General features: G+C 72.4%; 5 protein-coding genes. 3 read left to right on the forward strand and 2 right to left on the reverse strand.

Going from position 1 to position 12162, the window contains the following annotated elements; translation table 11 throughout:
- On the reverse strand, positions 1–7523 hold a 7523-nt coding region (locus I6A60_RS28965; RefSeq protein ID WP_203041894.1), incomplete at its 3' end, for a type I polyketide synthase.
- A gap of 261 nt (positions 7524–7784) precedes the next feature.
- On the opposite strand from I6A60_RS28965, the gene I6A60_RS28970 reads away from it, so the two are divergent.
- The 3 genes from I6A60_RS28970 (at position 7785) to I6A60_RS28980 (ending at position 11402) form a co-directional block, all read left to right on the forward strand.
- Complete coding sequence (locus I6A60_RS28970; RefSeq protein WP_203022810.1) at positions 7785–9314, forward strand: FAD-dependent monooxygenase; 1530 nt, start codon at positions 7785–7787, stop codon at positions 9312–9314.
- Positions 9311–10855 carry an FAD-dependent monooxygenase gene (locus I6A60_RS28975; protein ID WP_203022811.1) on the forward strand — a complete coding sequence of 515 codons (1545 nt, stop codon included), beginning with the start codon at positions 9311–9313 and terminating at the stop codon, positions 10853–10855. The genes I6A60_RS28970 and I6A60_RS28975 overlap by 4 nt, the downstream gene beginning before the upstream one ends.
- Before the next feature lie 172 nt (positions 10856–11027).
- A complete protein-coding gene (locus tag I6A60_RS28980) occupies positions 11028–11402 on the forward strand; it encodes a DUF6059 family protein (protein ID WP_203022812.1) in 375 nt (124 codons plus the stop codon).
- 94 nt (positions 11403–11496) lie between these two features.
- Here I6A60_RS28980 and I6A60_RS28985 read toward each other — a convergent pair whose 3' ends face one another.
- Positions 11497–12153 carry a TetR-like C-terminal domain-containing protein gene (locus I6A60_RS28985; protein WP_203022813.1) on the reverse strand — a complete coding sequence of 219 codons (657 nt, stop codon included), beginning with the start codon at positions 12151–12153 and terminating at the stop codon, positions 11497–11499.
- Positions 12154–12162: the final 9 nt, after the last annotated feature.

The following is a 12162-nucleotide window of genomic DNA, read 5'->3' on the forward strand; positions in this document are numbered from 1 at the left end:
ACCAGGTGACGGGCGATGTGGCCGGCGAGAGCGCCGGTACCACCAGTGATCAGCACCGTACCCCCCCGATCCAACGAGACGGGCTCCTGGACGGCGACCGGCGGCTCGACGACGAGACGAGGCACGAGCAGCCGACCGCCGCGTACCGCGAGCTGCGGCGCAGCGCTCTCCAGCGCACTCGCGATGGCAGCCGCCGACGCTGGGTCGTCGTCGATGTCGAGTAGCGCGAACCGCCCCGGATGCTCGGAGATCGCGCTGCGGACCAGGCCCCAGGTCGCCGCGCCGACAAGGTCGAAAACGTCCTCGTCCTCGCCCGCCGCGACCGCGCGTTGCGTCGCGACGACCAGCCGGGACGCCATGAACCGGTCGTCCGCCACCCACTCCTGCGCCAGCAGTAGCACAGCCTCCGTGGCCGCGTGGACGTCGGCGAGGTGGTCCTTTCCGGCACCGTCAGACGGTGCCGCCGCGCCGGGCGGGCTGGCTGCCCCGCCGGGCGCGGTGGGAGCGGGCAGCTGGGGGGCCAGGACCACAGAGGGCACGGGAGCACCGGCGGCGACAGCGACGCCCAGCGCGGCCAGATCGGTGTAGGTGGGTAGCCCGCCCCCGTCCTTGCCGTCCGACCTGACGATCGCCCAGGAGCCGTCGGTGCGCGGCGGCGCGGCTTCCGTCGAACCCGGTGCCGAGAGCGGCAGCCAGGCCAGCCGGTGCATGGGGAGCCCGAGCGGCGCCCCCGCGGTGGCCTCGCCGTCGGTCACCGCATCCACCGTCACCGCGTCGACCTCGAGTACTGGGTCACCGGCGCCGTCCGACACGGAGAGGCGCGCGGTGTCCTGACCGGTGCGGGTCAGCCGGGTCCGGAGCGCCCCCGCGCCTGCCGCGTGGAGGCGCACGCCCCGCCAGGAGCGTGGCCGACGCGCGATCCCGTCACCGCCGACGCCCGCCGCGGACATCGACGCTGCCAGCACGGCGGTGAGCAGAACGGGATCGATCACATGCCGCCCGGCGGCGTCACGCCTGTCCTCGGTCGCCTCGGCCTCGGCGAAGAACCCGCCCTCGCCGCGCCACACACCGACCAGGTCGCCGCCCGCGGGTCGGCCGGCCGCCGCGGGGGGATCGCCGGCTGCCGCCTCTGGCTGGGCGTCGTCGATCTCGATCGGCACGGCGCCGTCCGGCGGCCAGGCGACTTCCCGGTTCACGTCCGGGGTGCCTGCTGAGGAGTGCGGCGTCAGGACCGTGCCGCGGGCGTACCGCGTCCAGTCGCTCGCGCCGGCGCGCGCGGGCCGGGCGTGCACGGTCAGGCCGCGGGTCGAGTCTTCGCCCGACGCGCTCACCGCGACCTGGACCCGCAGCGGCGAACCACCGGCGAACGGCAGCCCCGAGTCGACGGTGAACTCCTCGAACCTCGACAGGCCGGCGAGCTGGGCGGCGTGGAGGGCGAGGTCGAGAAGTACGGCGGCGGTGCCGAACAGTGCGTTCTGGCCGGTCTGCTGGGCGAGCCAGGCGTGGTCCGCCGGGTTGACGGTGGCGGTGAGGATGACTCCGCCGTCGGGGGTCTGGACGGTGTGCTCGACGAGCGGGTGCTGGCCGGGTTCGGAGGTGCGGGTGTTTCGGGGGGCGGTGAGCCAGTGGCGGTCGCGCTGGAAGGCGTAGGTGGGTAGTTCGATGTGTTTGCCGGTGGTGTTCCAGCGGATGGGGAGGCCGTACGTGTGCGCCTGCGCGGCTGAGTGGAGGAACCGGCCGAAGGTGCCGTCATCGCGGCGGAGTGTTCCGACGGTGAGTGCGTCGCCGAGTGTTTCCTCGATGGCGGTGGTGAGGACAGGGTGGGGACTGACCTCGATGAAGGTGGTGTGCCCTGCGGCGTGCAGTGCCTGTGTGCCGTCGGCGAAGCGGACGGTGTTTCGCAGGTTGCGGTACCAGTAGTCGGCGTCGAGTTCGGCGGTGTCGAGGAACGAGGCTGTGAGGGTGGAGAAGAACGGTAGGTCGGAGGTGCGGGGGCGGAGTTGCCCGAGGACGTCGTGTAGTTCGTCCCGGAGGGTTGCGACGCCGGGGTGGTGGGAGGCGTAGTCGACGGGCAGGACTCGGGCATGGATGCCCTGTCCGTGGCAGTGTGCGACGAGTTTCGTGAGGTGGTCGGAAGGCCCGGAGACGACGGTGGTGTGCGGGCTGTTGATGGCGGCGACCGCGAGTTCCGGCGCGATTCGGGTGATGTGTTCCTGGGTGGTGTGGGCGGGGAGCGCGACGGAAGCCATTCCGCCGTGTCCGGCGAGTCTTCTCAGTGCCTGGGCCCGGAGCGCGACGACTCGGGCGGAGTCTTCCAGGGTGAGTGCGCCGGCGATGGTGGCGGCGGCGATCTCTCCCTGGGAGTGGCCGATGACGGCGGCTGGCTGTATGCCGTGGGCGCTCCAGAGCGCGGCGAGGGAGACCATGACGGCCCAGAGCGCTGGCTGGACGACATCGACGGCGTCGAGGCGGCTGCCGGGCCCGGTGCCCGTCCCGGAGGGTGGGTTACGGAGGAGCTCGGTCAGTGACCAGGTGGTGTATGGGGCGAGTGCGGTGGCGCAGGCGTCGATGCGTTCGGCGAAGGCCGGGGACGCGACGAGCAGGGAGCTGGCCATACCGGCCCATTGGGTTCCCTGGCCGGGGAAGACGAGGACGGGGTTTTCGCGCGGGCGGGAGGTCCCCCGGGTGACGCGGGCTGTCTGTGGCGTGCGGGGATTGGCCGCGAGGTCGTCGAGACCGGCGCGAAGTTCGTCGCGGGTGTTCGCGACGATGACGGCGCGGTGGTTGAAGGTGGTTCGGGTGGTGGCGAGGGAGTGGGCGATGTCGGTGAGCGGGAGTTCGGGCTGGCTGTCGAGGTGGTGGCGTAGGGCGCTGGCCTGAGCGGCGAGGGCGGCGGGGTTCTTCGCCGACAGCGTTACCGGTACGGGGAGTGCGGCCGGTTCGGGTGTGAGCGCCGTGGTGCTGGCGGGTGGTGTGTCCGTCGCGGGGTCGGCGCCGGTCGTCGAGGGACCGGGGAAATCCTCAAGGATGAGGTGGGCGTTGGTGCCGCTGATGCCGAAGGAGGAGATGGCGGCGCGTCGGGGGCGATCGCGGGAGGGCCAGGGGGTGGGGGCGTCGAGGAGTCTGACGGTGCCGGTGGTCCAGTCGATGTGCCGGGTGGGGGCGGTGAGGTGGAGGGTGTGGGGAAGGTGGCGGTGGTGGAGGGCCTGGGTCATTTTGATGATGCCGGCGACACCGGCTGCGGCCTGGGTGTGGCCGATGTTGGATTTGAGGCTGCCGAGAGTGAGGGGGTGGTGGGGGTCACGGTTGCGGCCGTAGGTGGCTTGGAGGGCTTGGGCTTCGATGGGGTCGCCGAGGGTGGTGCCGGTGCCGTGGGCTTCGACGGTGTCGATGTCGTGGGTGGTGAGGCCGGCATTGGCGAGTGCTTGGTGGATGACGTGTTCCTGGGCGGGTCCGTTCGGGGCGGTGAGGCCGTTGGAGGCGCCGTCCTGGTTGATGGCGGAGCCTCGGATGACGGCGTGGATGGGGTGGTTGTGATGCAGGGCGTCGGAGAGTCGTTCGAGGATGAGGAGGCCGGCGCCTTCGGCCCAGGCGGTGCCGTCGGCGGTGTCGGCGAAGGGTTTGCAGCGGCCGTCGGGGGCCAGGCCCCGCTGCCGGCTGAATTCGATGAACATGCCTGGTTCGGCCATGACCGTGACGCCGCCGGCGAGAGCGAGCGAGCATTCGCCGCTTCGTAGGGACTGGGCGGCGAGGTGTACGGCCACCAGCGAGGAGGAGCAGGCGGTGTCGATGGTGAGGGCGGGACCTTCGAGACCGAGGGTGTAGGCAATTCTGCCGGAGGCGACACTGCTGAGCCCGCCGGTGAGGCGGTAGCCGTCGTGGCCGTCGGCGGGTTCGTGAAGACGCGGCCCGTAATCCTGGGTCGACGCTCCAACGAAGACGCCGCTGCGGGTGCCCCGCAGGACGCTGGGATCAATGCGGGCGCGTTCTAGGCCCTCCCAGGCGATCTCGAGCAGCAGTCGTTGCTGGGGATCCATGGCGAGGGCTTCCCGGGGGCTGATGCCGAAGAAGTCGGGGTCGAACTGGTCGGCGTCGTGGAGGAAGCCGCCTTGGGTGACGTAGGTGGTGCCGGGGCGGTCGGGGTCGGGGTCGTAGAGCTCGTCGAGGTCCCAGCCGCGGTTCGACGGAAAGTCGCCGATCGCGTCGACGCCGTCGCAGACCAGCCGCCACAGTTCCTCAGGTGAGGTGACCCCGCCGGGAAACCGGCACGCCATCCCCACGATCGCCACCGGCTCGTCAGCCCCGGATCGAGCGCCGGTCCCCACCTCGGTCGGGGTGCCTGTGCCCAGAAGCCGCTCCCTGACGTGGCGCGCGAGTGCCAGCAGTGTCGGGTGGTCGAAGACAGCCGTCGGGGACAGCGGCAGACCAGTCGACGCGTAGAGCAGTTCCCGCAGCTCCACCGCGGACAGCGAGCTGACTCCGAGGTCCTTGAAGGTGAGGGCCGGATCGATCTCCTGCGGCGAGGTGTGGCCGAGCACCGCGGCGGTCCGGGTTCGCACCAGGTCGAGCAGGCTGCGCTCCTGCTCCGGCTGGCCCAGCCGCAGCAGTCTCGCGGCGAGGCTCGCCCGCACGACCTCCGGTCCGTCGTCGGGAGCGCCGGCCTCACCGAGCTGCCTGTCACCCAGGGCCTCGGGTGGCACCGCCGCGGCGGATGCCGGCGCCTGCTCGGACGCGCCGAACTGCTCGGGAACGGCGGCGGCCGCCGGCCCCTGCGCGGTTCCGTCGAACCAGTGGGCGCGGCGTTGGAAGGCGTAGGTGGGTAGGGGGACGGGGGGTCCGGCGTTCGGGAACACGGCGTCCCAGTCGGGCGAGGCCCCGCGCACGTGCGCGGCGGCGAGCGCGGTCACGACGGCGCGTCGCTCGGGCATCTCGGCACGCAGCAACGGGATCGCGGCGCTCGGCGTGCCGTCCCGGGCCGGCAGGAGGTCGCGGGCGAGGGCGCTGAGCACCTCGCCTGGCCCGAGCTCGAGGCAGGTGGTGACACCCTCGTCGTGCATTGCCAGCACACAGTCGGCGAACCGCACGGTCCTGCGCAGGTGGGCCGCCCAGTAGTCCGGCGAGGTCAGTTCCTCAGGCGCGGCGACCCGGCCAGTCAGGTTCGAGACGACCGGGATGGTCGGCGGCCGCAACGGCATGGTCGCGACGATCGTGCGGAACTCGCCGGCGACCTCCTCCAGGTGCGGGGAGTGGAAGGCGTGGCTGACCCGCAACCGGCTGGTACGCCGGCCCAGCGCGGCGAAGCGGGCCGCCAGTTCCTCCACTGCCTCGAGGTCTCCGGAGAGCACCACGGACCGCGGGCCGTTGACGGCCGCGAGCCCCACCTCGGCCTCGCGGCCATGCAGGTGGGGCGCGATCTCCTCCTCGGAGACCTGCACCGCGATCATCACGCCGTCCGAGCGGGCGGACTGGATGAGCCGGCCGCGGGCGGCGACCAGCGCGGCGGCGTCTGCCAGCGGGAGAACTCCGGCGACGTGCGCCGCGGTCAGCTCACCGACCGAATGGCCGGTGACGACGTCCGGGACGAGCCCGTACCGGCTGACCACCCGGAACAGCGCGGTGCCGAGCGCGAACAGCGCCGGCTGGGTCCACGCGGTCTGGTCGAGCAGCGCCGCGTCCGGGGAGCCGGCTGGTGCGAACAGAACGTCGCGCAGCGGCCGGATGTGCGCGCCACCCGAGGCGAGATGCGGATCGAGCTGCGCGCAGACCTCGTCCAGGGCGTCCGCGAAGACCGGGTCGGTTTCATAAAACTCGCGACCCGCCCCGGCCCGCTGGCTGCCCTGGCCGGGGAACAGGAACGCCAGGGCGCCGTCCTGCCGGCGTCCCCGCAGGACACCGGCGGCCGGCGTACCCGCGATCAACGCGTCGAGGCCCCGTTGGAATCCGCCCCGGTCCTCGGCGACCACCGCGGCGCGGTGGGGGAACGCCGTGCGCGTGGTGGCGAGCGCATGCCCGATCCGGCTGTCGGACATCTCGGGGTGGGCGAGCAGGTGTGCGCGCAGCCTGGCACCCTGCCCCACCAGGGCCTGCGCGGTATGGCCCGACAGCACCCAGGGCAGGGCCGGGCGCGCGTCCGAAGGGTCATCCGCGTCGAGGCCGGGGGCACCGGCCGTGTCCGCCCGCTCCTCCGCGAGGGCGGATGTCGTTCCGGGGCCGGCCACCGCGGTGGCAGCCGGTGTGCTGGGTCGCCCGGCCGGATCGGCCGGTGCCGGGACGTCCGAGAGGATGAGATGGCAGTTCGTGCCACCCATGCCGAACGAGCTGACCCCGGCGACCAGCGGGCGGTCCGTCCAGGGCCAAGGGCCGGTCCGCGTCTGGACGCGCAGGCCCAGCTCGTCGAGCGGGATGGCCGGGTTCGGGCGCTCGAAGTTCAGACTGGCGGGCAGCTCGCGGTGGTGGATGGCGAGCACGGTCTTGAGCAGGCCGACGATCCCCGCGGCGCCTTCCAGGTGACCGACGTTGGTCTTCGCCGAGCCGACCCGTAGCGTGTGCGAGCCCGCACCGGCGGCCCGGCCGAGCGCCGCGGCCTCGATCGGGTCGCCGACCCGGGTACCCGTGCCGTGCAGCTCGACATACTGCACGGCATCGGCGTCCACTCCGGCCGCCGCCCGCGCCAGGTCGATGACCTCCCGTTGCGCGGCGGGATTCGGGACCGTGAGCCCTTGGGCGTCGCCGTCATTGTTGACGGCGCAACCCCGGATCACGCAGTAGACGCGGTCACCGTCGGCCAGCGCGGCTGGCAGCGGCTTGAGGAGCACGACGGCCCCGCCCTCGCCGCGCACGTAGCCGTTGGCACGTTCATCGAAGGTGTAGCAGCGGCCATCCGGCGACAGCGCACCGAACCGGGCCGCCTCGATGGTGCCCTCCGGCGCGAGCGCGAGGTTCACCCCGCCCGCCATCGCCAACGTGATCTCGCCGCGGCGCAGGCTCTCACAGGCGAGCTGGACTGCGACCAGCGAGGAGGACTGCGCGCTGTCCACGTTGAGACTCGGACCCCGAAGCCCAAGCAGGTAGGAGACCCGGTTGGCGATCAGGCCCCGGCTGAGTCCGACCAGGGAGTGCTGATCGATGGCCGCCGCGCCGCGCCGCCTGACCAGCGAGGCGTAGTCGTCTCCGATCGCTCCGACGAAGACACCGGTCGCGCTGCCGCGAAGGGAGGCGGGCACGACCGACCCGTCCTCCAGCGCCTCCCAGGCGAGCTCCAGCATCAGTCGCTGGCGCGGGTCGGTCGCTGCCGCCTCACGCGGCGACATCCCGAAGAACCCGGCGTCGAACTCGTCCACCCGTTCGAGGAGCGCCGCGTACCGGATCTCGTCGCCGGCACGCCGCCACGGCGGTATCTCGGAAACGGCGTGCCGGCCGTCACGCAGCATGGTCCAGAAGGACACCGGATCGGGCGCACCGGGCAGCCGGCAGGCCAGGCCGATGACGGCGATCGCGTGGTCGTCCTCGAAGCTGGTCAACATCGTCTCGAGCGCTGCCTCTCGGGTCCTCGGCCGTCGTCCTCGGCCTGATCTGGGTGCGTGCCGAACCGGACACACGCCCGCGAACCGGTTGCGAGGGCATGGTTGCCAGCCGCGCTAAAGCCGGGCTTAGCGGCACCGGCGCTTCCAGCGCGCCGGAACCCGCTCGCGATGCTTCAGGACCGCTTTAGCGGCCGACTCGACGCTGGGCCCGCGCACCGTCATCGAGGGCACGCCCACCACGTGCCGGCGAAGGAGAATGCCATGAGCGAAAACGTCGCGGGCGGCGGACGTGTCGTGATCGCCGGGGGCGGCCCGGCGGGACTCATGCTCGCCTGCGAACTCGGTCTCGCGGGCGTGGACACCGTCGTGGTCGAGCGTTTCCCTGAGCCGAGCGGCTACTCGCGGTCCCTCACCCTGCACGTGCGATCGCTGGAGGTCCTCGACCAGCGCGGCCTGAACCGCTTCAAGCAGTATCCGGCGGTGAAGTCGTACAACTTCGGACTCGTCGAGCTGCAGGAGCACATCGACACCAGCCTGTTGCCGCTGCTGGTCCCGCAGCGCGACGTCGAGCAACTGCTGGAGGAGCGGGCACTGGAGCTCGGCGTGGACATCCGGCGAGGCGAGGAGGTCGTCGGCTTCGCCCAGGACGACGACAGTGTGACCGTCGAGATCCGGCGAGCCGACGGCGTCGAGTACCAGCTGCCCGCCGCCTACCTCGTCGGCTGCGACGGCGGCTCCAGCACGGTGCGCAAGGCGGCCGGGATCGGCTTCCCCGGCACCGCCTCGACGCAGAACGGGCTGACCGCCGACGTCCTCACCCCGCTGGACGTCAACGTGTTCATCATGCCGACCCTCTCGCAGAATGGCCTGGTCGCGGCCATCCCGCTGCAGCCGGGTCTCTACCGGGTGACGGCGCTGCAGTTCGGCACAGAAAAGACCAGCAACGCGATCCCACCGACCCGGGAGGAGTTCCAGGAGCGGTTCCGGCTGTGTGCCGGCTACGACCTGGAGATGCTCGAGACGGCGGAGATCCGCTACCTGTCGCGAGTCGGCAACGCGACCCGGCTCGCCGACAGCTACCGATCCGGGCGGGTCTTCATCGCGGGCGACGCCTGCCACATCCACCTGCCGGTCAGCGGCCAGGGGCTCAACACAGGCATCCAGGACTCGCTCAATCTCGGTTGGAAGCTGGCAGCGACGCTGCAGGGCTCGGCGCCTGCCGGCCTGCTCGACACCTACGAGTCCGAGCGCCGGCCGGTGGGTCAGCGGGTCTGCTGGAACACCAGTGCCCAGGACGCCCTGCTGCACCCGCTCGACCGGGTCGCGGCGCTGCGCGAGCTCTTCGGTGAGCTGATCCGCCTGGAAGCGGTAAACACCTATCTGATGGACATGCTGACCGGCGTCGGCATTCGCTACGACATGACGCCGAGCTCCCTGCCCGAGGCCACCGCGAGCCGCCAGGCGGACGGCCAGCCGGTGCCGGCGCACCCGCTGCTCGGCCTGCGCGCGCCGAACGCGGCGCTGACGACGCCCACCGGCCCGACGACCATCGCCGACGAGCTGCACAGCGGCCTGCCGGTGCTGTTCTTGCTGGGCGCGGACGACGTGGCGGCCCGCTGGACGGACCGGGTGCGGGTGGTCACCGCGGAACCGAGCCCGGAGATCGACGCGTCCGTCCTGCTCGTGCGTCCGGACGGCTACGTCGCCTACGCCGGTGGTGGCCCCGAGCAGGACGGACTGATCGCCGCGCTGCGCGCCTGGTTCGGGGAGCCGACCACGGTGGCGGCGTGACCGAGACCGGTCCGGAGCCGAGCCGCACGGTCGTGGTGGCCGGCGGCGGCCCGACCGGACTGCTGGTCGCCTGCGAGCTGGCCCTCGCGGGCGTGCACGCCATCGTCGTCGAACCCGACGGTGCGAAGCCAGATCACTCCGCCGGCATGGCCATACACGGCCGCACGCTCGAGGCCCTCGAGCAGCGCGGCCTGACGGAGCGGCTGCGCGCCGAGGGACTGATCCCCTGGCCTCGTACCCCGTTCGGGTTCCTCTGGCTGGACGTCGACGTGGTCGGGCCGGAGGACCACACCTACGGCATGGCGCAGTGGCGCACCGAGCGGGTGCTGCGGGCGCGTGCCGGTGAACTCGGCGTCGAGATCCGGACCTCGCAGCGTGTGACAGGCTACGTCGAGGACGCCGACGGGGTCACGGTGACCGTGAGCGCGGCCAGCCCGGCGGGCCCCGCGCCGGGCGCCGCCACGGTCGAGGCCGCCTACCTGATCGGCTGTGACGGCGCCTTCAGCACCGTGCGCCAGCTGGCGGGCATCGCATGGGACCGGCATCCGCCGTCGGCCTACGGAGGTGTGCTGGGGGACCTGCCCGTCGAGAACGGGGTTCCCGAAGTCCTCGACGCTGGTCTGCATCCGGCAGGCGTCTTCGGCGCGATCCCGATCCCGCCCGACAAGCTGCGTCTGATGACGGTGGAGTTCGGCGGCGTTCCCCCCGGGCCCGGTGAACCCGCGCCAGACGCGGCGGAGCTGCGGGCGAGCGTCAAGCGGATCGTCGGGCGGGACCCCGACCTGCGAGATCTGGTCTTCCAGGCCCGGTTCGGGCACGAGAGCACGTTCGCCGACACCTTCCGCCGCGGCCGGGTCTTCCTCGCCGGCGACGCGGCGCACGTGCTGTTCGTCTCGGGCACCCAGGGGCTGAACCTGGGCGTGCAGGACGCGCTCAATCTGGGCTGGAAGCTCGCGGCCGAGATCAACGGCTGGGCGCCGCCGGGACTGCTCGACAGCTACGACGCCGAGCGCAGGCCCGCCGCGGTCAACGCCTGTCGGCACGCCCGGGCGCAGCTGGCGCTCATGCACCCGCTGGACCGGGTGGCGCCGCTGCGCGACCTGGTCGCCGAGCTGCTCAGGTTCGACGAGGTCAACCGCTACCTGCTGCGGATGCCCACCGAGGCGCGGTACCCGTCGCCGCCGCCGGGCGGATCGCCGTTGGTCGGTTACCGGCTGCCCAATGTGCCACTGGACACCGCTGACGGACGGATCCCCGCCGCCGCTCTGTTGCACGCCGCCCACGGCCTGGTCCTCGAGTTCGGGACGGACGTCGCCGCACCGCCCCGGCTGGACCTGCGCGGCTGGGCAGGCCGGTTCGACGTCGTCCGGGCTCGCCACGACCTGGCCGGCGACGCGGCGGTGGGGCACGCCAAGCTGGTGGTGGTCCGGCCCGACGGTCACGTCGCCTACGCGGGGGCGCCTCATGACGGCCAGGACGCGCCGGCTCTCGCGCAGGCGCTGAGTACCTGGTTCGGCGATCCCGTCGGCACGCGGTGCTGAGCCGGAGCCCCGCCCGTCCCGAGACGGCGAGGGCCACCCGCCGTCTCGGGCGGCGCGTGCCGGCTGGCGAGATCCGACCGGTCCTCGCGCTGATCGCCCCGAACGAAGACCCGACGCCCAACCGGGCACGCAGCGCCGGTGGGAGGCCCATCGACGGGGTGAGCAGGCCGAGATGACGCGGGCCATGCGGATCGGCGCGTGGCTGCTTAGGCTGCTGCTCCAGTGGTCGGGCCATGTCGCCGTGCACCGGGTGCGGGCCGCCCGGGGGACGGTCCTCCTGTTCGCGTGGCCTTTTCCGCTGCTTCAGCTGGCGATCCTGGAGGATCCGGGCAGCCTCGATCCAGGTTCGACCGGCCGGCACGACGCCGGCCAGGCGACCGACGACGAGGGGCCTCCCACCACGCGCGGCGAGCCAGGCATACGCCACGAGCCACCACCGGGCCATCCGGAGAGGGTGTGCCGCGTGCCCCCGAGCGAGACCGAGCTGTCGCTGTGGCGGCAGATCTCCGCTGGTACGGTGCCGGAGGACGGCCCGCCGAAGCCGTGAGCACTCTCCGTCGCGGGAGGCGCGGCCCCTCGCCGCGTTGAGGCGACGGATGCCGCTGACGCGACCGCCGGCCGCCGACCACCCGCGCGGCTGCTCAGCGCGAGACCAACGGCATCAGGACCTCGTCGACGATCGCGAGCAGGTGGTCGTCAGGAACCGAGGGCCCTTGGTTCACGACGTAGTGGACGATCATCGCTGGCCCGACGGTCGCCACCAGTGCCGCGTCCATTCCCGGGCGGAGCTCGCCTTGCGCGATTCCCCGTCGCAGCACCTCCAGCGTGAGGTCACCGCACGGGTCCATGACCCGCTGTCCCACGACCGCGTGCATCAGGCCGCCGGCGGTGGCCGCCTCGCTGCGCACGACCTGGAAGACCGTGCCGTGCGTGAGGGCGATGGCATCGCGGATGCATCGCAGCAGAGCGAGCAGGTCCTCCTTGACGGAAACACCCAGCCGGAGTTCGGCCGGGTCGGGCAGGACGCTGCTGAGCGCGGCGGCGACCAGCTCGTCCCGGTTGGCCCAGCGCCGGTAGAGCGCGGCCTTCCCGGTCCCGGCCGCGGCAGCGACACCCTCCATGGAAAGACCGATGTAGCCGACCGTCCGCAGCTGGTCGAGAGCGGCGTCCAGGACGGCTTTCTCGAGGACCTTTCCTCGCCGCCGCGTGCCGGAGCCTCCGCCTGATCCGGGGGTACTGACGCTGGTTGTGATCGCGAGCCCTCCAGATTCCTCGCAGAGGCGTTCCTTGCGAACCATCATCCGCAG

Source organism: Frankia sp. AgB1.9, from assembly GCF_016786355.1.
Taxonomy (GTDB): Bacteria; Actinomycetota; Actinomycetes; order Frankiales; family Frankiaceae; genus Pseudofrankia.